The 24,854-nt window shown below is 59.2% G+C and carries 18 protein-coding genes and 2 pseudogenes; 14 read left to right on the top strand and 6 right to left on the bottom strand.

Annotated elements, in window-relative coordinates; genetic code table 11:
- Window positions 1-157 precede the first annotated feature (157 nt).
- The 4 genes from mexE to E4P01_RS20115 all read left to right on the top strand — a co-directional run bounded on the left by mexE (window position 158) and on the right by E4P01_RS20115 (window position 6,810).
- On the top strand, window positions 158-1,399 hold the full coding sequence (mexE, locus tag E4P01_RS20130; protein ID WP_216091322.1) for a multidrug efflux RND transporter periplasmic adaptor subunit MexE: 1,242 nt from the start codon (window positions 158-160) through the stop codon (window positions 1,397-1,399).
- A gap of 15 nt (window positions 1,400-1,414) precedes the next feature.
- Complete coding sequence (locus E4P01_RS20125) at window positions 1,415-4,594, top strand: efflux RND transporter permease subunit (RefSeq protein ID WP_032875142.1); 3,180 nt, start codon at window positions 1,415-1,417, stop codon at window positions 4,592-4,594.
- On the top strand, window positions 4,591-6,006 hold the full coding sequence (locus E4P01_RS20120) for a TolC family protein (protein WP_216091321.1): 1,416 nt from the start codon (window positions 4,591-4,593) through the stop codon (window positions 6,004-6,006). The genes E4P01_RS20125 and E4P01_RS20120 overlap by 4 nt, the downstream gene beginning before the upstream one ends.
- Window positions 6,007-6,285: 279 nt before the next feature.
- On the top strand, window positions 6,286-6,810 hold the full coding sequence (locus E4P01_RS20115) for a hypothetical protein (RefSeq protein ID WP_078821409.1): 525 nt from the start codon (window positions 6,286-6,288) through the stop codon (window positions 6,808-6,810).
- A 720-nt stretch (window positions 6,811-7,530) separates the two neighbouring features.
- Here the strand turns inward: E4P01_RS20115 and E4P01_RS20110 are convergent.
- On the bottom strand, window positions 7,531-8,550 hold the full coding sequence (locus E4P01_RS20110; protein WP_078821410.1) for an AraC family transcriptional regulator: 1,020 nt from the start codon (window positions 8,548-8,550) through the stop codon (window positions 7,531-7,533).
- 168 nt (window positions 8,551-8,718) lie between these two features.
- Here E4P01_RS20110 and efeU point away from each other — a divergent pair, with 168 nt between their 5' ends.
- Genes efeU through efeO (E4P01_RS20090) form a run of 4 tightly spaced genes read left to right on the top strand, consistent with a single transcriptional unit; the run spans window position 8,719 to window position 12,938 of the window.
- Entirely contained in the window at window positions 8,719-9,564 is an 846-nt protein-coding gene (efeU, locus tag E4P01_RS20105; protein ID WP_103735213.1) for an iron uptake transporter permease EfeU, read from the top strand.
- 10 nt (window positions 9,565-9,574) lie between these two features.
- Entirely contained in the window at window positions 9,575-10,777 is a 1,203-nt protein-coding gene (gene efeO, locus E4P01_RS20100) for an iron uptake system protein EfeO (RefSeq protein ID WP_216091320.1), read from the top strand.
- Between the two features lie 13 nt (window positions 10,778-10,790).
- Entirely contained in the window at window positions 10,791-12,095 is a 1,305-nt protein-coding gene (efeB, locus tag E4P01_RS20095; RefSeq protein ID WP_216091319.1) for an iron uptake transporter deferrochelatase/peroxidase subunit, read from the top strand.
- A 24-nt stretch (window positions 12,096-12,119) separates the two neighbouring features.
- Entirely contained in the window at window positions 12,120-12,938 is an 819-nt protein-coding gene (gene efeO / locus E4P01_RS20090) for an iron uptake system protein EfeO (protein WP_216091318.1), read from the top strand.
- 69 nt (window positions 12,939-13,007) lie between these two features.
- On the opposite strand, the pseudogene pssA reads toward efeO (E4P01_RS20090), so the two are convergent.
- Window positions 13,008-14,351: pseudogene (gene pssA / locus E4P01_RS20085) on the bottom strand (CDP-diacylglycerol--serine O-phosphatidyltransferase).
- 125 nt (window positions 14,352-14,476) lie between these two features.
- Here pssA and E4P01_RS20080 point away from each other — a divergent pair.
- Together E4P01_RS20080 and E4P01_RS20075 are read left to right on the top strand one after the other, a co-directional pair.
- Complete coding sequence (locus E4P01_RS20080; protein ID WP_005788500.1) at window positions 14,477-15,028, top strand: TetR/AcrR family transcriptional regulator; 552 nt, start codon at window positions 14,477-14,479, stop codon at window positions 15,026-15,028.
- Between the two features lie 56 nt (window positions 15,029-15,084).
- On the top strand, window positions 15,085-15,564 hold the full coding sequence (locus E4P01_RS20075; protein ID WP_216091316.1) for a nuclear transport factor 2 family protein: 480 nt from the start codon (window positions 15,085-15,087) through the stop codon (window positions 15,562-15,564).
- A gap of 62 nt (window positions 15,565-15,626) precedes the next feature.
- On the opposite strand, the gene E4P01_RS20070 is transcribed toward E4P01_RS20075, so the two are convergent.
- Together E4P01_RS20070 and E4P01_RS20065 are read right to left on the bottom strand one after the other, a co-directional pair.
- Window positions 15,627-16,784, bottom strand: a complete 1,158-nt coding sequence (locus E4P01_RS20070) for a PQQ-dependent sugar dehydrogenase (protein WP_103735217.1) — start codon at window positions 16,782-16,784, stop codon at window positions 15,627-15,629.
- Window positions 16,785-16,796: 12 nt separating this feature from the next.
- Window positions 16,797-17,111 carry a hypothetical protein gene (locus E4P01_RS20065; protein ID WP_078821416.1) on the bottom strand — a complete coding sequence of 105 codons (315 nt, stop codon included), beginning with the start codon at window positions 17,109-17,111 and terminating at the stop codon, window positions 16,797-16,799.
- A 184-nt stretch (window positions 17,112-17,295) separates the two neighbouring features.
- On the opposite strand from E4P01_RS20065, the gene E4P01_RS20060 reads away from it, so the two are divergent.
- Both E4P01_RS20060 and ligD read left to right on the top strand, forming a co-directional pair.
- Window positions 17,296-18,135 carry a Ku protein gene (locus E4P01_RS20060; protein WP_216091315.1) on the top strand — a complete coding sequence of 280 codons (840 nt, stop codon included), beginning with the start codon at window positions 17,296-17,298 and terminating at the stop codon, window positions 18,133-18,135.
- Window positions 18,136-18,159: 24 nt separating this feature from the next.
- Window positions 18,160-20,679: a DNA ligase D gene (gene ligD / locus E4P01_RS20055; RefSeq protein WP_216091314.1), complete on the top strand. Its 2,520-nt coding sequence runs from the start codon at window positions 18,160-18,162 to the stop codon at window positions 20,677-20,679.
- Window positions 20,680-20,698: 19 nt separating this feature from the next.
- On the opposite strand, the gene lpxO is transcribed toward ligD, so the two are convergent.
- Window positions 20,699-21,598 carry a lipid A hydroxylase LpxO gene (lpxO, locus tag E4P01_RS20050; RefSeq protein WP_032875099.1) on the bottom strand — a complete coding sequence of 300 codons (900 nt, stop codon included), beginning with the start codon at window positions 21,596-21,598 and terminating at the stop codon, window positions 20,699-20,701.
- A 265-nt stretch (window positions 21,599-21,863) separates the two neighbouring features.
- Complete coding sequence (locus E4P01_RS20045; protein WP_216091313.1) at window positions 21,864-23,201, bottom strand: Wzz/FepE/Etk N-terminal domain-containing protein; 1,338 nt, start codon at window positions 23,199-23,201, stop codon at window positions 21,864-21,866.
- Between the two features lie 338 nt (window positions 23,202-23,539).
- Between E4P01_RS20045 and E4P01_RS20040 the strand changes: the two genes are divergently transcribed.
- Window positions 23,540-23,926: a TIGR03067 domain-containing protein gene (locus E4P01_RS20040; protein ID WP_032875090.1), complete on the top strand. Its 387-nt coding sequence runs from the start codon at window positions 23,540-23,542 to the stop codon at window positions 23,924-23,926.
- A gap of 94 nt (window positions 23,927-24,020) precedes the next feature.
- Window positions 24,021-24,543 (top strand): annotated as a pseudogene (locus E4P01_RS20035) (hypothetical protein).
- The last annotated feature ends 311 nt before the right edge of the window (window positions 24,544-24,854 follow it).

Raw genomic sequence — 24,854 nt, 5'->3', positions numbered from 1 at the left:
AGCTATTGATAGCTCCCTAACGAAACCCCCATGCTAGAGGGCTGACTCCCCTCTTATATCATTCCGAATGATAGTTACCTTTGCTTCATTCGATTCGTGACATAGCACCCCGCCGCGCATGATCCGCCCATCTCAAATACATTGGCGGATGCACCTCATGGAACAGTCACTCAAACTTTTGCGCTTCCCCCTGGCGATTCTGGCCGTGGTGGTGATGAGCGCGTGCGGCAAGTCTCCCGAACAAGCGGCCGCCATGCCCCCAGCCAAGGTCAGCGTGGCCAAGGTACTGGAACAGCCGGTCAACGAGTGGGACGAATTTACCGGACGGCTGGAAGCCCCGGAAACCGTGCAAATTCGTCCTCGGGTGTCCGGCCAGATTGACCAAGTCGCTTTTACTGAAGGCGCTTTGGTCAAGAAAGGCGACCTGCTGTTCCAGATCGACCCGCGCCCGTTCCAGGCCGAAGTGCGCCGCCTGGAAGCCCAGTTGGCTCAGACCAAAGCCGCCGCCACCCGCAGCGAAAACGAAGCGCAACGCGGCGAACGCCTGCGCCAGAGCAATGCGATCTCCGCCGAACTGGCCGACTCGCGCACCACCGCCGCCCAGGAGGCCCGCGCCGCCATGGCCGGGATCCAGGCGCAGTTGGACCTGGCCCGCCTGAACTTGAGCTTTACCCGTGTCACTTCACCGATCAGCGGCCGCGTCAGCCGTGCCGAAATCACCGCCGGCAACCTGGTGACCGCCGACACCACTGCGCTGACCAGTGTGGTGTCCACCGACAAGGTCTACGCCTACTTCGACGCCGACGAGCGTGTGTTCCTCAAGTACACCGAACTGGCCCGTGAAGGCCGTCGCGGCGCAACCACCCCGGTGTATCTGGGCCTGTCCAACGAAACCGGCAACCCGCACCTGGGCCAGATGAACTTCGTCGACAACCAGGTCAACCCGTCCACCGGCACCATCCGTGGCCGTGCGGTGTTTGACAACAGCAAGGGCGAATACACCCCTGGCCTGTATGCGCGCTTGAAGCTGGTCGGCAGCGGCACCTACTCCGCCGTGCTGATCAACGACGAAGCCGTCGGTACCGACCTGGGCAAGAAGTTTGTGCTGGTGATGGACGGCGACAAGCCGGCTTACCGCGCGGTGGAATTGGGGCCCAAGATCGAAGGCTTGCGCATCGTACGCAGCGGCCTGACCAAGGACGACACCGTGATCGTCAAGGGCCTGCAGCGTGTGCGCCCCGGCTCACCGGTCGCGCCGGAAACCATTCCGATGGCCAGCAAGGAAACCCTCGCCGCCTTGGCCCAACAACGACAAGCGCTTGAAGCCAGCAACCTGGAGCAAGTGGCGCCGGACACGACCGCGCCCAAGCTCGCCAGCACTGCGACTCCACGCGGTTAAGGGATAAGACTCAAGATGAATTTTTCCAAGTTCTTCATTTCGCGGCCGATCTTCGCAGCGGTGCTGTCGCTGTTGATCCTGATCGCGGGTGCAATCTCGCTGTTCCAACTGCCGATCAGCGAATACCCGGAAGTAGTGCCGCCGACTGTGGTGGTACGCGCCAACTTCCCGGGTGCCAACCCCAAAGTCATCGGTGAAACCGTGGCCGCGCCGTTGGAGCAAGCCATCACGGGTGTCGAGAACATGCTGTATATGTCCTCGCAATCCACCGCTGACGGCAAGCTGACCCTGACCATCACCTTCGCCCTGGGCACCGACCTGGACAACGCGCAGGTGCAGGTGCAAAACCGTGTGACGCGCACCCAGCCCAAGCTGCCAGAGGAAGTGACGCGCATCGGCATTACCGTGGACAAGGCCTCCCCCGACCTGACCATGGTGGTGCACTTGACCTCCCCGGATCAGCGTTACGACATGCTGTACCTGTCCAACTACGCGATCCTCAACATCAAGGACGAACTGGCCCGTTTGGGTGGCGTCGGCGATGTGCAGCTGTTCGGCATGGGTGACTACTCCCTGCGTGTTTGGCTGGATCCGAACAAGACCGCCTCGCGCAACCTGACCGCTACCGATGTGGTCACGGCGATCCGCGAGCAGAACCGCCAGGTGGCTGCCGGTGCCCTGGGCGCTCAGCCTGCGCCGAGTGACACCAGCTTCCAGTTGTCGGTCAATACCCAGGGCCGCCTGGTCACCGAGGAAGAGTTCGAGAACATCGTGATTCGTGCCGGCGCCAACGGTGAAATCACGCGCCTCAAAGACATCGCCCGGGTCGAGCTGGGCTCCAGCCAATACGCGCTGCGCTCGTTGATCGATAACCAGCCGGCCGTTGCGATTCCGATCTTCCAGCGCCCCGGCTCCAATGCCATCGACATCTCCAACGATGTGCGCAGCAAGATGGCCGAGCTGAAAAAGAGTTTCCCGGCGGGCATGGATTACCGCATCGCCTATGACCCGACCATTTTTGTACGCGGCTCTATCGAAGCGGTGGTGCACACACTGTTCGAAGCGCTGATCCTTGTGGTGCTGGTGGTGATTCTGTTCCTGCAGACCTGGCGCGCCTCGATCATTCCGTTGGTGGCGGTGCCGGTATCCTTGATCGGTACGTTTGCGGTGATGCACCTGTTCGGATTCTCGCTCAACGCCCTGTCATTGTTCGGCCTGGTACTGGCCATCGGTATCGTGGTGGATGACGCGATCGTGGTGGTGGAGAACGTCGAGCGCAATATCGAACTGGGCCTGGAGCCATTCCCGGCCACCGAAAAAGCCATGAGCGAAGTTACCGGCCCGATCATCGCTACAGCGCTGGTGCTGTGTGCGGTATTCATTCCAGCCGCTTTTATCAGTGGCTTGACCGGGCAGTTCTACAAGCAGTTCGCGTTGACCATCGCGATCTCGACCGTGATCTCGGCGTTTAACTCGCTGACGCTGTCCCCTGCCCTGGCCGCCGTGTTGTTGCGCGGTCACGATGCGCCGAAGGATCGCTTCTCGAAGTTCCTCGACAAGCTCTTCGGTGGCTGGCTATTCCGTCCCTTCAACCGCTTTTTCGAAAAGGCCAGCCATGGCTACGTGGGTACCGTACGCCGAGTGATTCGCGGCAGTGGTATTGCCCTGTTCGTATACGCCGGGCTGATGGTGCTGACGTTCTTCGGGTTTGCTCACACCCCGACCGGTTTCGTACCGGCCCAGGACAAGCAATACCTGGTGGCCTTCGCCCAACTGCCCGACGCTGCAAGCCTGGACCGCACCGAAAACGTGATGAAGCGCATGTCGGAGATCGCCCTTAAACAGCCCGGCGTGGAGGCCGCGATTGCCTTCCCGGGCCTGTCGATCAACGGCTTCACCAACAGCCCGAACAGCGGCATCGTGTTTGTGACCTTGAAGCCCTTCGATGAGCGTAAAGACGCGAGCATGTCGGCCGGGGCGATTGCCGGGGCGTTGAATGGCCAATACGCCAACATTGAAGAAGCGTACATGGCGATCTTCCCGCCGCCACCGGTACAGGGCCTGGGCACCATCGGCGGGTTCCGTCTGCAGATCGAAGACCGTGGCAACCTCGGCTACGACGAGCTGTACAAAGAAGTCCAGAACGTCATTGCCAAGAGTCACAGCGTGCCTGAACTGTTCGGCCTGTTCACCAGCTACACAGTGAACGTGCCGCAAGTCGACGCCGCCATCGACCGCGAAAAGGCCAAGACCCACGGCGTGGCGATCAGCGACATCTTCGACACGCTGCAGGTCTACCTGGGTTCGTTGTATGCCAACGACTTCAACCGCTTCGGGCGTACCTACCAGGTCAACGTGCAGGCCGAGCAGCAGTTCCGTCAGGACTCCGACCAGATCGGCCAGCTGAAAGTGCGCAACAACAAAGGCGAGATGATCCCCCTGGCGACCTTTATCAAGGTCAGCGACACCTCGGGCCCGGACCGCGTGATGCACTACAACGGCTTTATCACCGCTGAAATCAACGGCAACGCCGCACCGGGCTACAGCTCCGGCCAGGCCCAGGCTGCGATTGAAAAGCTGTTGAAGGATGAACTGCCCAACGGCATGACCTACGAGTGGACTGACCTGACCTATCAGCAAATCCTCTCGGGCAATACCGCGCTGTTCGTGTTCCCGCTCTGCGTGCTGCTGGCGTTCCTGGTACTGGCCGCCCAATACGAAAGCTGGAGCCTGCCGCTGGCGGTGATCCTGATCGTACCGATGACGCTGCTGTCGGCCATTACCGGTGTGATCATCTCGGGCGGCGACAACAACATCTTCACCCAGATCGGCCTGATCGTACTGGTGGGCCTGGCCTGCAAGAACGCGATCCTGATCGTCGAGTTTGCCAAGGATAAACAAGCGGAGGGCCTCGACCCGCTGGCCGCGGTACTGGAAGCCTGCCGCCTGCGTCTGCGGCCGATCCTGATGACCTCGTTCGCGTTCATCATGGGTGTGGTGCCGTTGGTATTGTCCAGCGGTGCGGGTGCCGAGATGCGCCATGCCATGGGTGTGGCGGTGTTCTCCGGGATGATCGGTGTGACCTTCTTTGGGTTGTTGCTGACGCCAGTGTTCTACGTACTGATCCGTCGCTATGTTGAGCGCCAGGAAGCGCGCAAAGCGGCCAAGGCCTTGAAGCTGGAGACACAGCAATGAGTGTGAAAGTATTCCTGCCGAGCTTGCTGGTACTGGCGCTCGCCGCCTGTGCCGTAGGCCCGGACTACAAGACCCAGCAACTGGAGGCGGCCAACATCACGGCCGCCGCCGACAGCAAAAGCTACGACCATGCCAAGTACGAAGGCATCTGGTGGCAGCAGTTCGAAGACCCGACGCTCAACCAGCTGGTAACCCAGTCGCTGAGCGGCAACCGTGATTTGCGCGTAGCCTTTGCCCGCCTGCGGGCGGCACGGGCTATCCGTGACGACGCGGCCAACGACATCATGCCAGTGGTCACCTCCCGCGCCAGCAGCGATGTGGGCAAGGGCCAGATTCCCGGCCAGACTACCAAGCGTGTCAACAGCGAGCGCTATGACCTGGGCCTGGACATGGCCTGGGAAGTGGATTTGTTCGGGCGCATCCGCCGCAACCTGGAAGCCAGCGACGCTGACCAACAGGTGGCCGAAGCCGACCTGTACCAACTGCAAGTCACCATGATCGCTGAACTGGTGGATGCCTATGGCCAACTGCGCGGGGCGCAACTGCGTGAACGCATCGCCCTGGACAACCTGAAGAACCAGCAGGAATCACGCACCATCACCGTCAGCCTGCGCGATGCCGGCGTGGGTGATCAACTCGACGTCGAGCGTGCCGACGCACGCCTGGCGGCGGTGGAAGCCAGCGTGCCGCAACTGCAGGCCGAACAAGTGCGCGAGCGCAACCGCATCGCCACCCTCCTCGGCCAGCGCCCCGACAAGCTGAGCGTGGACCTGAGCCCCAAAGACCTGCCGGCAATCGCCAAGGCCCTGCCGATTGGCGACCCGGGGCAATTGCTGCAACGGCGCCCGGACATCCTCAGCGCCGAACGCAAGCTGGCCGCCGCCACCGCGCGTATCGGCGTGGCCAAGGCCGACCTGTTCCCACGGGTCAGCCTCAGCGGCTTCCTCGGCTTTACCGCCGGGCGTGGTTCGCAGATCGGCTCGGCTGCAGCGAATGCCTGGTCCCTGGGCCCGAGCATTACCTGGGCCGCGTTTGACCTGGGCAGTGTGCGTGCGCGTTTGCGCGGTGCGAATGCCGAGGCCGACGGCGCCCTGGCAACCTACGAGCAGCAAGTGCTGCTGGCCCTGGAAGAGTCCGAGAACGCCTTCAGCGATTACGGCAAGCGTCAGCAACGCCTGGTGTCTCTGATCCGCCAAAGCGAATCCAGCCGCGCCGCCGCCGACCTCGCCGCGATCCGCTACCGCGAAGGCACCGTGGACTTCCTGGTACTGCTCGACGCCCAGCGCGAACGCCTGGCCGCAGAGGACTCCCAGGCCCAGGCCGAAGTGGATCTGTATCGCGGCATTGTGGCGATCTACAAGGCCTTAGGGGGTGGCTGGCAGCCGGATACGGTGGTGGCCAGCAGCAAGTGAGGTAAAGAGCTCCTTTGGTTGGTCGCATCCAGCCAATTTTTAGCCCTGCGATCCATTCGGTCGCGGGGCTTTTTTTTGCCGGGACTTCCTAAAATGTTGAAAGTAACTTCTGTAAGTCAAATAAGAAGGCCTTCGTAGGTAATGTCCTAGTCCCGCGCTGTACCTCGCCGTCAGGCTTTAATGCCTCACAACCAACTCACATTTCAGACGCCACGCGCCATTAAAGTAATACGCACATGCGTCGACAACGAAGTGTCACTTACTAATGGAGGAAGGGACATGGCTATCTTGTTGACTGCTGAACAGATGCGGTATACCAAGGCAACCAATGCGTTCGCGATCAAAAATCCAGAGCAGACAATGAATGCATTCACAATTACAGAGAAGAAGGTGGCAGCTGACACCCTACAGCTCAATGATAACAATCAAATCACCCAGCTGAAGGCTTATTTGAAAGATTATGACATGACGTCCATAAGTTCAGATGACCTAAGAAAAGTAGGGCGCACACTATTTGAGCACGAAATGATTGATATCTATGCATTCAGAATGTTCATAGGTGGTAATTTGCATACCGATGCGAAAGGTGTTCCAACAGAGACGCACGTAAAATTCAACGCAATTGCCTTATTTAATGAGCGACTGGTGGAGTACAGTGAATTCCTGGAAGACAACCCTGCAACCGCAAACGAGCATACGTTGAGATGGCGGCAGGGAATGGTTGCAGCTAATCACGCCATGGGGGCACTGGTCTATTTTGTAAACTCTTCCAATACGGCTTTATCCATAGATGAAAAAGCTTGACTCAGATGCTCGCAAATAGTGCGCCAATAACCTCGTGGCGCACTGTTTAGCTTAACGACTCAGCGACCGTATCGTGCGGTGCCAGAGTAAGATTGCACCTCCGAACCAGAATTAATCATGACGACTCGATAGGTTCCAAACACACCTTAGAAGGACGTACTACTTCCAAAGGTTCCAGCAACATCTCCCCAGGAAGCCCCGGTCTGCTTTTGAATTATCAACTGCGGCGCCCTCCCCCCACCGCTTGTGGAAGCAGAAACATCAATGGTCGCACCAGCACACCCATTAGCCGACGTTATTGTGAACGGACCATAAACTGCCGTTTCCACGCCTGGCTGCAAAAGCCCGCTATAGCTATCAGTTATATACAGACACAAGGCGGACACCTGAGCAGACAAAAGCATTAACGCAAGACACGGCAACGCAATAAGACCTTTCATAATCTCACCTCAAATCAATAAATAATTTATTTGAAAGCAGCTGATCACTTTATTTGCCCATAAGCGCACTCCACGATAAAACCACGGATCCCAGTACGCGAAGTTCAATGTTCACCAAGCAGACATTAAGTGCCCGAAAACATGGATAGGAACACGTTGCTTACAGTGCACGAAATCAAGCGCCAAATATGCCGGCCGCGTCCTAAAATATCGAAGGAGCGTTCTGTCATACTGGGGTGAAGGTATGAGTAAGAAATGTCTTACTTGCGCATAACGAAGGTTAGAACCGACTCGAGTCGCTCAAAATCAAACTCCGATAATGCCCCGGATTCGACCCCGCCCACTTGCGAAACGCCTTGTAGAACGAACTCGCATCGGCAAACCCCAGCCGCGTGGCAATCTCGGCAAAGCTGATCTGCGGTTCAGCCAGCCACACAATCGCCAGTTCTTTGCGCACACTGTCTTTGAGGCCCTGATAAGTCTGCCCCTCTTCCGCCAGGCGCCGACGCAGGGTGGACGCAGAAATACATAGCCTGGCGGCAAGGCCCTCCGTTTCCGGCCAGGTGTCGGGAGGCATCTGCCGAAGGTCGTGCTTGATGCGCGTGGCGAGACTTTCAGGGTCGCGGTATTTGACCAGGATGTTAGCGGGTGCATGGGCCAGAAACCGTTGGAGCTCCTGCTGACTGCGTTTGATCGGCAGGTCCAGGCAGTCGGCAGAAAAGATCATGCGGGTACGAGGTCGATCAAAGCGCAGGTTGTCGGAAAACATTACCTGGTAATCGTCACAGAAGTCCGGCTGCGCGCAACGCAGCTCAATGGCCAGGATCGGGATGCGACGCCCCGCCAGCCAGCACGCAACGCCGTGGACGATCATCCAATAAGTGAAATACGTGAACGCACGCTTGGGCTCATCGGGTTCGAGCAGGACGATCTCCGCCAGGCTCTGTTGGCGAACCAACTGGCCTGGCATGTGCTCCAGCATCAACGAAAGAAACCCCAGGCCGGTTTCCAGGCCCGCCGCCAGGCTAGGTTGCGCCATGGCGGCGCGACACAGAAACGCCAGGCTACCGGATTTGAGTGCGCGCGGGTCCATGCCAAAAAACTCGTCATCCCTGCGCCGCGCCAGCAAACGCCAAAGGCGCGCATAGGCCGTGGCCGGGACACGGGCATTGGGCTGCTCAAGCAACGCAGGGTCAATCCCGACTTTGCTCAATGCCTCGACAGTGGCCGCACCAGGCGCACAGCTCTGCAACAGCGCTTCGCGCACAAGGTGGATGGAGATGGTGTCTTTTTCCGACATGGGATGTTGAGTTATCCGACTGCAAACCAGGTGGCCTGCATCATAAGGGCGGTCGCGCTTCGCCACCACTGTTCAGCCCTCGTTCAGCAAAGGTCAATATTTCTTGTTTAGCAATGAGTATCATTATGTTACAACTTAGCTTCCTAACTAGTTACGCCCTGGTGCCCGATGCTCGTTCCTTTTTTAATCATGCTGCGCGAAGGCATTGAAGCCGCCTTGATCGTTGGCATCATCGCCAGTTACCTGCAACAGACCGGGCGTGGCCAATGGATGCCCGCCGTGTGGATCGGCGTATTCCTTGCCGCTGCCCTGGCCTTGCTGGTCGGTGGCGGCCTTGAGTTGGTCAGCGCTGAATTCCCGCAAAAGCAGCAGGAATTGTTCGAAGGGATCGTAGGGCTTGTTGCAGTGGGCATCCTCAGTTCCATGGTGTTTTGGATGCGCAAGGTGGCGCGTTCGATCAAGCATACCCTGCACGAATCCCTTGACCTCGCCCTGACCGGCTCCAGGAACCAAGTGATCGCGTTGATCGCCATGGTGTTTTTCGCCGTGGCCCGCGAAGGCCTGGAGACTGTATTTTTCCTGTTGGCCGTGTTCCAGCAGAGCGAAGGCCCGGGCGCGCCGGTCGGTGCCCTGCTCGGCCTGATCCTGGCCATCGTCGTCGGTTTCCTCATCTATTCCGGCAGCATGCGCCTGAACCTCGGCGCGTTTTTCCGCTGGACCGGCCTGTTTATCCTGGTGGTGGCGGCCGGCATTCTCGCCAATTCGGTGCAAGCCCTGCATGAGGCCGGTGTGTGGAACCACTGGCAAACCGTGCTGTTCGATTTCAGCGCTGCGCTGCCCATGGATAGCCCGTTGGGCTCGGTACTGGCCGGCATGTTCGGTTATCAGGAGGCGCCGACCGTCAGCACCCTGGGTGCCTATGTGATTTACCTGGTGGTGGCCCTGGTGATGTTCTTCCTGCCCTCGGCCCCCGCCAAGCCTGTCGCCACGACTTCTTCCGTTTCCAGCCAGTAAGGACCGTCTCTTGTCCAACCCAACCCCTCAATCGGCCCCGCCATCCCGCGCCTTGCGCTGGGGTGTGGCCGGCTCGGTGGTGGTGATGATCGCCGCCGGTGGCCTGTTCTACTACGCCTCGCAATTGGCCGCGACCAAGCGCCAGACCAACCACAATGAAATCGCAGTCACGATTCACAGCCACGCCTGCGAGCCCAGCGCCCTCACCGTGCCGGCCGGGCGCGCAAGCTTTCGTATCATCAACCGCTCCGACCGTGCGGTGGAGTGGGAAATCCTCGACGGTGTGCTGGTGGTCGAGGAACGGGAAAATATTGCTCCGGGCCTGAGCCAGGTGATCAACGCCAATCTGTTGCCCGGTGACTACGCCATCACCTGTGGCCTGTTGAGCAACCCGCGTGGCACCTTGCATGTCACCCCCACCGCGGAGTCCGACGCCCAGGCCAAGGCCAAGCCGTCGATGGTGGCGTTTATCGGCCCGTTGTCGGAGTTCCGTGTGTACTTGAGCGGCCAGAGCGGTGCACTGATCAAGGCGGTGACGGCGCTGCAACAGGCTATCGACGCCGGTGATCTGGCCCAGGCGCAGGCCCTGTATGTGCCGGCCCGTGAGGCGTATCAGCGCCTGGCGCCTGCCTCTCAACGCCTGGCCGAATTGGATAACGCAATCAACGCCCGCGCCGACTACTTTGAAAAGCGCGAGCAGGACCCGGCCTTCAGCGGCTTCCATCGCCTCGAATACAGCCTGTTCCAGCAACACAGTCTCGACGGCCTGGCGCCGGTCGCGCAACGCCTGGTGGCCGACGTCACCAAGCTCAAGCAACAATTGCTGGCGCAATCGCTGCCCCCAGAGCAACTGGTGAGCATTGTGGTACGCAACCTCAACAGCCTGGCGGATGTACGTGCCCGCAGTGGTGAAGAGGAGCGCTACAGCCATATCGATCTGAACGGCTTTGCCGCCAACCTGGACGTCGCTCGTAAAGTGGTCGACTTGATGCGCCCGCTGCTGGGCAAGTCCGCAGCCGGCTTGCTGCCCGATATCGACAGCGCGCTGAATGCCTTCGACGCCGAACTCGCTGCATTCAAAGTCGGCAATACCTACAGCACGTACGACAGCATCGCCGCCGATCAGCGCCAGCAGATCGCCGACAAGGCCAAGGCACTGGCCGCCGCACTCGATGGAATCGACCCCGCCCTTGGCCTTTCCGGCCTGCAGTGAGACGAACGCATACATGAGTGATTCAAAACAGCTAAACCTTGCGCGTCGCCGCGTCCTGCTGGGCATGGCGGCCACCGGCGCGGCCATCGCCGGCAGCACCTTGACCTGCCCGGCCATGGCCGCAGCGGCCGAGCAAGTCACCAGCGCTCCGCGCAGCGACAAGACCCACGACCACCAGGCTTTTTTCGGTCAGCATCAGAGCGGCATTGTCACCCCGCGCCCGGCCTGCGGCATGGTGGTGGCCTTCGACGTACTGGCCAGCGACCGCGAGGACCTCGAACGTTTGTTCCGCACCCTGAACGAGCGTATCGCGTTCCTGATGAGCGGCGGCACCGTGCCGCAGGTCGACCCGAAACTGCCACCCACCGACTCCGGCATCCTTGGCCCGGTGGTTACCCCAGATAACCTGACCATCACCGTGTCGGTCGGCGAATCGTTGTTCGATGAGCGCTTCGGCCTCAGTGCCGTCAAGCCCAAGCGCCTGATCCGCATGGTGGGTTTCCCCAACGATGCACTGGAGCCGGCGCAGTGCCACGGCGACCTGAGCCTGCAGTTCAGTTCCAACACGCCCGATACCAACATCCACGCCCTGCGCGATATCGTGAAAAACCTGCCTGACTTGCTGCTGGTGCGCTGGAAACAAGAAGGCAGCGTGCCGCCCCAGGCCCCGGCCAAGCCCGGCGAACCGGCGCAGAGTGCGCGTAACTTCCTGGGTTTTCGCGACGGTTCGGCCAACCCCGACTCCAACGATGCCAAGGCCATGGACCAGATCGTCTGGGTGCAACCGAGCAGCGACGAACCCGCCTGGGCGGCCCATGGCAGTTACCAGGCCGTGCGTATCATCCGCAACTTTGTCGAGCGCTGGGATCGCACCCCACTGCAAGAACAGGAAAGCATCATCGGCCGCGTCAAACCCACCGGCGCCCCCATGGATGGCCAGCATGAAACCCAGGTGCCGGACTACAGCAAAGACCCGCATGGCAAGTTGACCAAGCTTGATGCGCACATCCGCCTGGCCAACCCGCGCACCCCGCAGACCCAGGCCAACCTGATCCTGCGGCGGCCGTTCAACTACTCCAACGGCGTCAACAAAAACGGTCAGCTGGACATGGGCCTATTGTTCATCTGCTATCAGGCTGACCTGGAGAAAGGCTTTATCAGCGTGCAAACGCGGCTCAACGGCGAACCGCTGGAGGAATACCTCAAGCCGGTCGGCGGCGGGTATTTCTTCACCTTGCCCGGCGTCACCGGCCCTGAGGATTTCATCGGGCGCACGCTGCTTGCTGCAACGCACTCCACCACCCCTGCCAAGACCTGAAACACACCAGAGCGGAATGCCCCCATGAAGAAGTCGTCTATCGCGTTGTCGTTGTTAATGAGCCTTGCGCCGCTGGCTGCCTTCGCCGCTACCGCGCCGCTCGACCTGGTAGGCCCGGTATCGGACTACAAGATCTACGTTACCGAGGAAATCGGCGAACTGGTCACCCAGACCCAGGCGTTTACCAACGCCATCAATAAAGGTGACCTGGCCACCGCCAAGAAGCTCTATGCGCCGACCCGCGTGCACTATGAGGCCATCGAGCCGATCGCCGAGCTGTTCAGCGACCTCGACGCGTCCATCGATTCGCGTGTCGATGACCATGAAAAAGGTGTAACGGCCGAAGACTTCACCGGTTTTCACCGGATTGAATACGCGCTGTTCGCGCAAAACTCGACCAAGGGCCTGGAAGCACTGACCGCCAAGCTCAATACCGATGTGAACGATCTCAAGACGCGGGTCGATGGCCTGACCTTCCCGCCGGAAAAAGTCGTCGGCGGCGCTGCGGCGCTGCTGGAGGAAGTCGCTGCCACCAAGATCTCCGGCGAAGAAGACCGCTACAGCCATACCGACCTGTATGACTTCCAGGGCAACATCGACGGTGCGAAGAAAATCGTCGATTTGTTCCGTGGCGAGATCGGGCAGCAGGACCAGGCGTTCCTGGCCAAGGTCGATAAAAACTTCGCCACCGTGGACAAGATCCTGGCCAAGTACAAGACCCAGGATGGCGGCTTTGAAACCTACGACAAGGTCAAGGACAACGACCGCAAGGCCCTGGTAGGCCCGGTCAACACCCTGGCTGAAGACTTGTCGATGCTGCGCGGCAAGCTGGGTTTGAATTAAAGGCTACCGGCAAAAAAAATACCCAGGCCCTGTTGAGGGCCTGGGTGTTTTTTGCCTGCGGGATAACGGCTACAAAATGCGGTACAGCAAACGCTCAATGCGCACTCGGCTGACCCGACGCAGGAATTTACCCACTGCCGGCGGGTAATCAACCAACGTCTGCAATTGCTGGTAGCCCCGGATACGCGTGGTGTGCTGGAAAATCTGCGCCAGCTCGGTACGCCGCGGCTCCAGCCATTGGCCCTTGGGGTCGTCGATCAGTAAGCCGTTTTCCAGGTCGAGGCGAAATGCCCTGGGGTTGAGGTTGTTGCCGGTCAGCAAGGTATAGCGCTGGTCAACCCACATGCCCTTAAGGTGGTAGGTGTTGTCGCCATCGCGCCACAGGTGCAGGTTCAACTAGCCGCTGTCGATCATCGGCTGGTGACGCTTGGCAAAGCGCCGCAGGCTGATCTCATATAGATAAGGCAAGGCCGCGATCACCTTGAACGGCTCGCTGGGCGGAATATAGAAGTCGTTGGCCGTCTTGTCGCCGACCACGATGTCGATCTTCACCCCACGTGCCAGTGCGCGGTTGATCTCGCGGGTCACCGGCAACGGCAGGTTGAAATACGGGGTGCAGATGGTCAACTGCTGCTGGGCGCTGGCGATCAGCTCCAGAATGACCCGGCTCAGGGGGTTGTTCTTGCCAACGCCGAGCAACGGGCTCACCGAGAGGTGACCATTGGGCAACTGCCCGGCCGTGGTGTCATAGGCCGCGTGCTTGAGACGGCTGCGCAGGTCGCCGATATCGTTGCGCAGGCTGCGGGTGGTCGGCGGGTTGGGCAGGTCCAGGCGGTGCACGGCCTTGGATGCCACCAGGCCGTGCTCGATCAGGTGTTGCATAGAATCGGCCAGCACCTGGCTATGGATCTGGTGGTAACGATCAAAGCGGTACTTGTCGAACTTGTGCAAATACACATTGTTGAGGCTGGCGCCGCTGTACAGCACGCTGTCATCGATCACAAAGCCCTTGAGGTGCAATACGCCAAACAGCTCGCGGGTTTGCACCGGCACGCCATACACCGGCACTTCGCTGGCGTGGCTTTGCGTCATGGCCTGGTACCAGGCGCTGTTGCCCGGCTGCTTGCCGGCGCCAATCAAGCCACGCTGGGCGCGCAACCAGTCGACCATCACCACGATGTCCAACTCCGGCCGTGCCGCCTTGGCAGCGTGAAGCGCGTCGTAGATCTCCTGCCCCGCTTCGTCGTGCTGCAAGTACAAGGCGACGATGTAGATGCGACGCGTCGCCTGGGAGATTTTTTCCAGCAGGCAGCGACGATAGGCATCGGCGCCGGACAGCACCTCGATGGCCTCCGGGGACAGCGGGAAACCGCGTAGTTTGGGCAACAGGGAGCGTTTGAAGAACGACGGCATAGGGCTCGCAATGGGTCGAATCCGAAGAGGTCCAGAGCTTACACCATGGGGCTGCTCAGGTCTCGCCGTACGGCATGGAAAAAAGCCGGTTGACCAAGAAGAACGATCGTTCTACTGTAATAAGCATGAACGACATAACCCGCGACATTATCCTCGACGTCACCGAAAAGCTGATCTATCGCCATGGCATCGCCGCCACCGGCATGGACTTGCTGGTAAAAACCGCTGGCGTATCGAGAAAAAGCATCTATCGCTATTTCGCCAACAAGGACGAGTTGGTGATTGCCGCCCTGCAGCGCCGCGACGAACGCTGGATGCAGTGGCTGCGCAGCGAAGTGGAACGCAGCGACAACAGCGGCGAGCGCTTGCTGGCGCTGTTCAGCGCCCTGAAAAGCTGGTTCGGTTCCGCGGATTTTCGCGGCTGCGCCTTTATCAACACCAGTGGCGAAACCGGCAACGCTCAAGATCCGGTGCGCCTGCTGGCCAAGGCCCATAAACACAAACTGTTCGAGTACGCACTTGAACTGTGTCAAGCACATGGCACCCCCGACCCGCAACAGCAGGCCGCGCAACTGCTGATCCTGATCGATGGCGCCATTACCGTTGCCCTGATCATGGGTGATTCAACAGCTGCCGATAATGCGCAATGCATGGCGCGAACGTTATTGGGACTTTGAATTCTCGGAATTGGCAACTTCTATCATTCAACCCTATTGTTTTAAGGAGCCACCCCATGTCAGCCAATGCACAAGCCCGCCCGCCCCTACCGCCCTTTACTCGCGAGTCAGCCATCGAAAAAGTCCGGCTGGCCGAAGACGGCTGGAACTCCCGCGACCCAGAACGGGTTTCCCTGGCCTACACCCTGAACACCCAGTGGCGTAACCGCGCCGAATTCGCCCACAACCGCGAAGAAGCCAGGCAGTTCCTGAGCCGTAAATGGGCCAGGGAACTGGATTATCGATTGATCAAGGAGTTGTGGGCGTTCACCGGCAACCGCATCGCCGTGCGCTATGCCTATGAGTGGCATGACGACTCCGGCAACTGGTTTCGTTCCTACGGAAATGAAAACTGGGAGTTCGATGAGAACGGCCTGATGGCCAACCGCTTTGCCTGCATCAACGATAAGCCGATCCAGGAAAGCGAACGCAAGTTCCACTGGCCGCTGGGGCGTCGCCCGGATGATCATCCGGGCTTGTCAGACCTAGGGCTGTAGCTCTCTTACCCTCTGTAGGAGCGAGCTTGCTCGCTCCTACAAAAAGCGATTACCGAAAGGCATCAGTCCTGATTCAGCCCGACCCGATACAACACGCCATTATCCTCATCCGTCAGCACATACAGAAACCCATCCGGCCCCTGCCGCACGTCACGAATTCGCGCTTTCAACTCGCCCAGCAAACGTTCCTCGTGAACGACCCTGTCACCCTCGAACTGCAACCGAATCAACTCCTGAGTGCCCAGCGCACCGATAAACAGATTGTGCTGCCACACCTTGAACCGGTCGGCGTCATAGAACGCCATGCCGCTGATGGCCGGGGACTTCTCCCAGACATGATGGGGCTGCACCGTGCCTTCTGCCGTTTTGCCCTTGGCTTCGGGAATCGGTAGCAGAGAGTAGTTGATGCCGTGGGTCGCCAGCGGCCACCCGTAGTTCTTGCCGCGCTCGATGATGTTCACTTCATCGCCCCCACGCGGCCCATGCTCGTTTTCCCAGATCGTGCCGCTCCACGGGTTCAGCGCCAGGCCCTGTGGGTTACGCTGGCCGTAGGACCAGATCTCGGGACGTACACCGGGTTGACCGACGAAGGGGTTGTCATCCGGTACGCGGCCATCTGGATAGATGCGCACAACTTTGCCTTGCAGCTTGTCCAGGTCCTGGGCGGTCGGGCGGTCGTTGTTCTCGCCCAGGGTCACGAACAGATAGCCGTCACGATCGAACGCCAGGCGCGAGCCGAAGTGGTTGCCGGTAGACAGCTTGGGCTCCTGGCGCAGGATCACCTTGAAGTCCTCCAGGCCGCTCATGTCAGCAGACAGGCGCCCGCGCCCCACAGCGGTTCCGGCTTTGCCATCCTGCCCGCCGCCTTCGGCGTACGACAGGTAGACCATACGGTCCTGCTTGAAGTCTGGTGACAACACCACATCCAGTAAACCGCCCTGCCCCTTGGCCCAGACTTGCGGCACCCCCTTCAACGGAGCGGAAAGCTTACCGTCGGGGCTGACAAATCGCAGATGCCCGGGAAGCTCGGTCACCAGGAAGCCCTGCTGATCCGGTAGAAACGCCAGCGCCCATGGATGATCCAGGCCTTTGGCGATCGGCGTGACGGTGATGCTGCCTTGCTCGCTGGGGAACTGCTGGCTATCGGCGGCATAAACGGTGGTCAGCGGCAGCAGCGTGGCGGCACAGACAGCCGCTAGCAGAGTTTTGCGTAGAAACATAAGGCGAAGTCCTTACCGGCGATTGCCGTTGGCATCATAGGTGGGTGCTTTGGTTTCGGTGGCCGGGCGACTGGGAGCTACGTCGCGCTTGGGATACGTATTGCCGATTCCGCGGTTTTCCACGGTCGGCCGAGGGCCGGTGGGCGCAGTCTGGATACCGCCGGCCGCAGGTGCATTGGGCTGAGTGCCCTGCATGCTATTGGGGTTGGCCCGGTGAATCGGGCTGTTATTGGTGTCGTATTGGCCCGGCAGGTTTTGCGCCTGGGCCCAAGGCGCCAGGGCCAGGCCCAGCGCAAGTACTGCAAGATAACGTACATAAGCATTCATGACGGAGCCTCTCTATGCCGAGTACTACGTGCTTTCGATAACACGCTACGCCATGGGTTCGGGTTGCGACACTAAATAGTTTCTCATCAGGTGTAACACGATCTGTCCGAGCATCTGCCCGCCGAAACTTTTGCCGCGGCCTGCGAGTCACCAGAACAGGCTCACTTTTTAAGGAATCGGAGTTATGCCACGGGCAATCTGGAAAGGCGCTATCAGTTTCGGTCTGGTTCATATCCCGGTGTCGCTGGTCTCGGCGACATCTTCCCAAGGCGTTGATTTCGACTGGCTGGACAAACGCAGCATGGACCCGGTCGGCTACAAGCGCATCAACAAAACCACGGGCAAGGAAGTCACCAAGGAACATATCGTCAAGGGCGTCGCCTTTGAGAAGGGCCGTTATGTGGTGCTCAGCGAAGATGAAATTCGCTCGGCCCATCCGAAATCGACCCAGACCATTGAGATCATCGCGTTTGTCGCCGCTGACCAGATCCCCCTGCAAAACATCGACACGCCCTACTTCCTGGCGCCGGACAAACGTGGCGGCAAGGTCTATGCACTGCTGCGCGAAACCCTGAAGAAAACCGGCAAGGTCGCCCTGGCCAATGTGGTGCTGCATACCAAACAGCACTTGGCCGCGTTGATGCCGCTCGAATCGGCCCTGGTACTGGTGATGCTGCGCTGGCCCGCAGAAGTGCGCAGCCTGGACGAGCTGGAACTCGGTGCCGATGTAACCAAACCGACCCTGGCCAAGGGTGAATTGGACATGGCCAAGCGCCTGGTGGAAGACATGAGTGCAGACTGGCAACCCGACGAGTACCGCGACAGCTTCCAGGACAAGATCATGGCGCTGGTGGCGAAAAAGGCCAAGGCCGGCAAGATCGAAGACGTGGAGTCGAGCCAAGACAGCGAAGTGCGCAAATCCGCCGATGTTATCGACCTGACCGAACTGCTTAAACGCAGCCTGGCGGGCAAACCCGCGGCGAAAAAGCCCGCCGCGAAGAAATCCAACAAAAAGGCCTCTTGAGCCTGCCATTGACTGGAGCGCGACATGGCAAAGCCCCTGAGCGAATACAACCGCAAGCGCGATTTCAAGATCACCGCCGAACCCGCCGGCAGCTCACCCGCCAGCAAGCGGAAAGCCTCGGCGCTGAGCTTCGTGATTCAAAAGCATGATGCGCGCAACCTGCATTATGACTTTCGCCTGGAACTCGACGGCGTGCTGTTGAGCTGGGCGGTGCCCAAGGGCCCGAGCCTGGACCCAAGCCAGAAGCGCCTGGCGGTCCACGTTGAAGACCACCCCCTGAGCTATGGCGGTTTCGAGGGCAGCATCCCAGCCGGCCAATATGGCGCAGGCGATGTGATTGTGTGGGACCGAGGTATCTGGCAACCCCATGACGAGCCGCGCAAAGCCTATGCGGCCGGCAAGCTCAAGTTCACGCTGGTGGGCGAAAAACTCGCTGGGGATTGGACCCTGGTACGCACCCGACTCAAGGGTAGTGGCGACAAGGAGCAGTGGCTACTGATCAAGGAAAAAGACCAGCAGGCACGCCCCGCTTCTGAATACGATATTGTCGACGCCGAGCCTGCCAGCGTGCTCAGCGATGCGGTGGTCGGCACGCCCAAGGCCAAGGTCCAAGTCAAAAAAAAGCCAGCGCCAAAGGCCAAGGCCCGCACGCAAGTGAGCGCCATACCCGAAGAATTTGCCCCGCAATTGGCGACCTTGGTCGATCGCGCCCCCGAGGGCGATTGGAGCTACGAGATCAAGTTCGACGGTTATCGCATTCTCGCGCGCATCCATGACGGTGAAGTGCGCCTGTTCACTCGCAACGGCCACGACTGGACCGAACGCCTGCCGCGGCAGGCCAAAGCCTTGCAAGCCCTCAAGCTCAAGGACAGCTGGCTGGATGGCGAAGTGGTCAGCCTCAACGGCGACGGGTTGCCGGATTTCCAGGCGTTGCAGAATGCCTTCGATATCGGCCGCAGCCTGGACATCGTCTATTACCTGTTTGATGCCCCCTTCCTGAACGGCCGTGATCAACGCGAAGATCCGGTCGAGGAGCGTCGGGCTGCGCTTAAAGCTGCGCTCGCCGGCAGCAAAAGCAAACTGCTGCGTTTCTCCGAAGCCTTTGCCGCCAACCACCGCGATATTTTCGAAAGCGCCTGCGACCTGGCGCTCGAAGGCGTGATCGGCAAGCGTGCAGGCAGCCCCTATGTGTCCCGCCGCAGTGCTGACTGGATCAAGCTCAAATGCCGCCTGCGCCAGGAGTTTGTGATTGTTGGCTACACCCGCCCTCAGGGTTCGCGCAGCGGGTTTGGCGCGCTGCTGCTGGCCGTCAACGATGAAACCGGGCTGGTATATGCCGGGCGTGTGGGCACCGGATTTGATCAGGCCACGTTGAAATCCATCTACGCCAAGCTCACGCCATTGGAGCGCAAGGACTCGCCCTTGCAAAAGCCTTTGACCAGCACCCAGGCCCGTGGCGTGCATTGGGTCGAGCCGCGCCTGGTGGGTGAAGTGCAATTCGCCGAATGGACGCGTGAAGGCGTGGTGCGCCAGGCGGCCTTTGTGGGGCTGCGCACTGATAAGCCTGCGTCGCAGATCATTCATGAACAGCCGCGTGCGGCAAAGTCGGTCAATGCCTCGAAGAAGCAGAAAACCTATAAAGCCGACAAAGCGGTGAAGAACGTGAAAATCACCCACCCCGATCGCATTATCGACAAGCACAGTGGCACGCAAAAACAGCAATTGGCGCAGTTCTACGCCGACATCAGCGAATGGATCCTGCCGTTCCTGCGCGGTCGTCCTGTGTCGCTGCTGCGCGCACCCGAAGGCATCGAAGGGGAGCAGTTTTTTCAGAAGCACTCCGAACGCCTGGCAATTCCCCACATCAAGCAACTGGATCAGGCCCTGGATCCCGGTCATGCACGCCTGATGGAGGTAGACAGCGCAGAGGCGCTGGCCGGCGCCGTGCAAATGGGCACTGTCGAGTTGCATACCTGGGGCGCCACTACGGACAAGATTGAAACCCCTGACCTGTTCGTCCTGGACCTCGACCCGGACCCGGCCCTGCCTTGGAAATCCATGTTGGAAGCGGTCGAACTGACCCTGTCGGTGCTGGATGAGCTGGGCTTGCAAGCCTTCGTCAAGACCAGCGGCGGTAAAGGTCTGCACCTGATCGTGCCGCTGGCCCGGCGTGATGGCTGGGACTCCGTCAAGGCATTCGCCAAGGCCATTGCCCAATTTATGAGCCAGCAACTGCCCGAACGCTTTACCGCCACCAGCGGCCCTAAAAACCGTGTGGGCAAGATCTTTATCGACTACCTGCGCAACGCCCGTGGCGCCAGCACTGTGGCGGCATACTCCGTGCGTGCACGGCCGGGTCTGCCGGTATCGGTGCCGGTCAGTCGGGAAGAATTGAAAGGATTGCGCGGGGCCCAGCAGTGGACGGTGGCGAACCTGCATGAGCGTCTGCAGTGGTTGAAGGGCGACCCATGGGCCGGCTATGCCAATCGGCAGAAAATCGGCAAGAAGATGTGGGACAAGCTGGGCGCAAAACCACCGCAGTGATTCGCGCCCGGCACAGGGTTCAGATAAGAATGAAGATCAGCGCCAGACCGGCAAAGATCGCCCATTTTTCCAGGTAGTAGCGTGTGCGGTTGCGCTTTTTGAGCTCTTTGCCGCGCAGGCGGATCTTGTACAAGCGGGTAAAGGCGCGGTTGAGGCCGCCGGTCTTGTCGCCATCATCATTGGGCGAGCCTGCAGCGGCCATTACATTGCGGCTGAACCAACGGTTGAATGCCGCCGCCCAGCGGTACTTCATCGGGCGTTCGATATCGCAGAACAGAATGATGCGGTTCTGCTGGGTGGTGTTTTCTGCATAGTGAATGTAGGTCTCGTCGAACATCACCGGCTCGCCGTCGCGCCAGTAATAGCTCTCGCCATCCACATTGATGTAGCACCCTGGGTCGTTGGGCGTATCGAGCCCCAGGTGATACCGATAGGAGCCCGCGTACGGGTCACGGTGGCGCACCAGCTTGGAGCCCGGTGGCAGTTCGGCGAACATCGCGGCCTTGATCGAGCCGATCCCTTGCACCAACTCGGTGGTGCGCGGGCACAGCTTCATCGCCGAAGGGTGGCTGTCGCCATACCACTTGAGGTAAAAGCGCTTCCAGCCCGACTTGAAAAACGAGTTGAAACCCACGTCGTTGTACTGATCCGAACGTTTGATCTCCCCGGCCCGCATCAGGTTCTGGCCTTCCTCGCGGATCTCTTGCCAATGTTCCTGCAGGGGGCTCAGGTCTGGAAAATCGCTGGGCGACAGATAGGGACGGCTGGGCTGCTTGGAGAACAAGTACAGGAAACAGTTGATCGGCGCCAGGAACGTCGAGTGATCGCTAAGCTGGCGACCCAGCTTGTGTCGCACCCGACCACGCAGGTGTACATACGCAATGGAGGCAACGTAGAGAGCAACAATGATGAGTTTCAAGGGATTCGTCACAAGTCAGGGAGAGAACAGGCTGCTCCTGCGGGCCCACAATGGCCGAGGATGGATATGCAGCACCTGAAATCACAATTCACGTACAGGTGACACGGCAGGCTGGGCGACCTTGCGGCGTGTAACCATTGGCCGTTATTTAGCCATACTTTGTAACCAAAGGTTAACTAAGAATTGTGAAAAGCTGTCTACTGAGTGTGCTGGGGAAGGGAACAGGCGGGCGTTCCCGCCCACCTGCTTAAAGGTTTTGCTGAAATTATTGCGGGGTGTCCTTAATCTCGCGGCGGGGCAAACTGCCGTCTCCCAACGCCGTAAAGGGTACGGCCTGGCTGCGGCTGCGGATGAAGTAGCGAATCAGCGCGATCATGAGTCCCACCAACAGGCCGCCCACCAGACTCAAAGCAATGATCAGCGATTTTTTCGGTTTGATCGGCGCCAGAGGCTCTTGGGCGCGGCGGTCGACCGTTACCAGCTTGAGGTTGCTCATGTCGATGTTCAAGCCACGCAGCCTGGCAACTTCAGCACGAAGCGGCTCGACGTCCTGCAGGAATATGTCCTCATTGCCGCGCTTGCGCAGCACCTCGACTTCGCGGTTGCTTTCGAGCAGTTGCAAATCCTTGCCGATCTCGGCAATTCGCGGGTTGGTGAAGTCATCGCTGGTGCGCTGTTGCAGCGCAGCGCGTTCGGCTTCCAGAGCCTCGGTGCCCATGAAGTACAGCGGGATCTTCTGATTGTTCACCTCTGTGCGCATGACCTGGCTCGACCCACTGCGCGTGGAGTCCGCCATGGAAGATGGTGTCGTCGGGGTGCGGATGCCCATGGACTTGGCAATAGAGATGGCTTCCGCCAGCTCGGCCAGGCGATTGGTACGCTCCATCTTCATCTGCAGGCGCAGCGCGCTGAGCTCATCCTGCAACTGGGCACGCTTGAGTCGGTCAGCCTCAAGCAGCTTGGCGATCTTGGATTCCTTTTCCGTATCGTAGTTGTCACGGGCGGCGTCGATCTTGCCTTTGAGTTCGCTCAAGCGGTTATTGACGATCACCTTGAGGTCGGCGCCAACCTGCTGACGCTCGGCGGCGATGGCGTAGTCTACAAAGCCGTTGAGGATCGCGACACCATCAACGTCTGTCGGGTATTGCAGTTCCAAGCGAATATAGCTGCTCAGCGAGTCTGATTTCTTCGGGTCCGGCAAGATCAGGTTGACAGAGTTTCGATTGAACGCCTCAAAGCTTTGCTCAAGGCTCTGCCCCGGCTTCTTGAACGCCTTGAACAATTCCTCGTGTTCCTTGAAAAATCCCAAGCGCGCCTCGTAAGAGTCTAACTGTGCTCCCACTTTCATCAGGGCGTCAGCGGGAGGCAACTTATAGACTTCCGAACGGTTCAACGCATCCAGTTCATTGATTGCCGCAGGCCGCAGCACACTGCTGACTTCATAAGTCTTGGGTGCCAGGAACGCGTACCCTGCCCCTAATACGCCCACCAGAAGCGTACATCCGACTACCAGCTTTTTTTGTCGCCAGATGGCGTGAAACAATTCAAACAAGTCAATTTCATCAGACGCTACGGAGGGCGGGAGCGGGGAAGTGCGATTCAAAATAAGAACACCTTAAAATAATACTAAAAGGCCATCATTCTCAGAAACCTAAATGGCTTCAAAAATCAGGGACAACGCCCTGGATACGCCGGACCGGTGGCGATGTGACCACTTAGCCAGCCGAAATATCCCACATTTCCAAGGATTATTTCGGTTTTATATCGAGGAGTAGTACAAATGGCGCAGCATTGTCGGACTTGCGCGCTTGCAAGCATAGTCAATAGAACATCAAAATGCTGTCAAATAGCTGTCTTCTAAAGAAAAAACTTATCCGCCTACGTCGTGGTTGCGTACCTGATGCAACGGGGCGCTTCCCTGATCAGCAATAAGGAATTTGCATGCTGTCTGTTTCAACTCTCGATTTACGCGGCTTACAAGGCACCTGGGAGCAGACTGCCCTTGAAGACAGTGGCATCCTCAACCCCGCCGACGCCCACAGTGCGCCAGGGGCTATTACCACCATCACGGGCGATTGCTTCGAAGTGACCACCGTCAATGGTGATCAACTGCTGGCGGGCCGTTTTTTCCTGGATGCCAGTACCACGCCCAAAAGCATTACCTGGATTGACGCTATCGGCGATGACGCGGGCAAGCAGCTTCCCGCCAGTTACCGGCTCGACGGCGATGATTTCGTATTTATCGCAGCGGATGAAGGCATGCCCAGGCCCACCGTATTCAGCACCGGCCCTGGGCAAACCATGCGCACCTTCGTGCGGCGCTCATGAGTTACCTCTGTAATTAGATGGACTCGCCCAAGCCGAGGCGTCTATGCGCCACGGTGGCATTCTTATAGAAGCCAACGACAGCGAGGGCGAGCCCATGAAAAAGCATACGACGATCAATCAGTCTTTGTTAGCCGATGTATCTACTTGCGTAAACGTCGCGGTAGACCTTGCCAAAAAGGTCTTCCAGGTGGCCGGTGAGAATGCGCTCGGCCAGGTGATATTCGAGGATCGGATTAAGTCACGAGAGGCCTTTCAAACCTTTCTTCTTAAGCTTCCAGCAAGCGTGACGGTGCTGGTGGAAACCGGGCCAGGTGCTCAGGCATGGGCGCGATTACTGCAAGCACAGGGCAATTTCGGCAAGATGAGCAAGAAGGGTGATGCGTATTTGCGCAGCCTGGCGGTCCAGGGGGCCCACGCCGTGTTAAGACAGGTGCGACCGGATTCAGAACAGCCCGACGACCAGCGGCTACAGCGTTGGGTATCTCGCCTTAGGGCGCAAGGAAGCGGCGGTGCGTTTGGCCAACCGCAACCTGCGTATCCTCTGGCGGCTCTTGCAAAACGACCAGACTTATCGACGTCAGCCAGGCAATAGTCAGGAGGCTGCGATGAGCCACTGATTTACAGAGTTCTGCCACCGGGGCGTTTAGCCGCTCCAACCCGTGCTAACGAACATTGACCCCTGGTCAGACCGTCGCGAATTGATGCCTGTGCTCCTACCGGCCCTTTCGGCCTTTTTGTAATGGGCAGATCGCGAGCTGATCCAATGTTGGCCAGAAGCTGTTTGGAGCTTCCTCGGATAGGCCTGATACATAGATGCAACCGGGTACCAATGTTTGAAAAGCGGGTTGAAAGTGGGGGCGAGTCCATACATACATAGCCGACTACCCGGCCCACTGACCGGTGCTGATGGGTTACCTGGGGCTGTTCG

The organism is Pseudomonas sp. NCIMB 10586, from assembly GCF_023127895.1.
Classification (GTDB): domain Bacteria; phylum Pseudomonadota; class Gammaproteobacteria; order Pseudomonadales; family Pseudomonadaceae; genus Aquipseudomonas; species Aquipseudomonas synxantha_A.
The sequence above is the reverse complement of the archived record's forward strand: the minus strand, read 5'-3'. Positions and strand labels throughout refer to the sequence as shown.

Coding starts and splice junctions, on each gene's coding strand:
- E4P01_RS20075 (WP_216091316.1), top strand. CDS start 15,085: ATGTCAGCCAATGCACAAGCCCGCCCGCCCCTACCGCCCTTTACTCGC.
- E4P01_RS20120 (WP_216091321.1), top strand. CDS start 4,591: ATGAGTGTGAAAGTATTCCTGCCGAGCTTGCTGGTACTGGCGCTCGCC.
- E4P01_RS20040 (WP_032875090.1), top strand. CDS start 23,540: ATGCTGTCTGTTTCAACTCTCGATTTACGCGGCTTACAAGGCACCTGG.
- efeO (WP_216091318.1), top strand. CDS start 12,120: ATGAAGAAGTCGTCTATCGCGTTGTCGTTGTTAATGAGCCTTGCGCCG.
- efeU (WP_103735213.1), top strand. CDS start 8,719: ATGCTCGTTCCTTTTTTAATCATGCTGCGCGAAGGCATTGAAGCCGCC.
- E4P01_RS20115 (WP_078821409.1), top strand. CDS start 6,286: ATGGCTATCTTGTTGACTGCTGAACAGATGCGGTATACCAAGGCAACC.
- E4P01_RS20080 (WP_005788500.1), top strand. CDS start 14,477: ATGAACGACATAACCCGCGACATTATCCTCGACGTCACCGAAAAGCTG.
- E4P01_RS20070 (WP_103735217.1), bottom strand. CDS start 16,784: ATGTTTCTACGCAAAACTCTGCTAGCGGCTGTCTGTGCCGCCACGCTG.
- E4P01_RS20110 (WP_078821410.1), bottom strand. CDS start 8,550: ATGTCGGAAAAAGACACCATCTCCATCCACCTTGTGCGCGAAGCGCTG.
- ligD (WP_216091314.1), top strand. CDS start 18,160: ATGGCAAAGCCCCTGAGCGAATACAACCGCAAGCGCGATTTCAAGATC.
- mexE (WP_216091322.1), top strand. CDS start 158: ATGGAACAGTCACTCAAACTTTTGCGCTTCCCCCTGGCGATTCTGGCC.
- E4P01_RS20060 (WP_216091315.1), top strand. CDS start 17,296: ATGCCACGGGCAATCTGGAAAGGCGCTATCAGTTTCGGTCTGGTTCAT.
- E4P01_RS20125 (WP_032875142.1), top strand. CDS start 1,415: ATGAATTTTTCCAAGTTCTTCATTTCGCGGCCGATCTTCGCAGCGGTG.
- E4P01_RS20065 (WP_078821416.1), bottom strand. CDS start 17,111: ATGAATGCTTATGTACGTTATCTTGCAGTACTTGCGCTGGGCCTGGCC.
- efeB (WP_216091319.1), top strand. CDS start 10,791: ATGAGTGATTCAAAACAGCTAAACCTTGCGCGTCGCCGCGTCCTGCTG.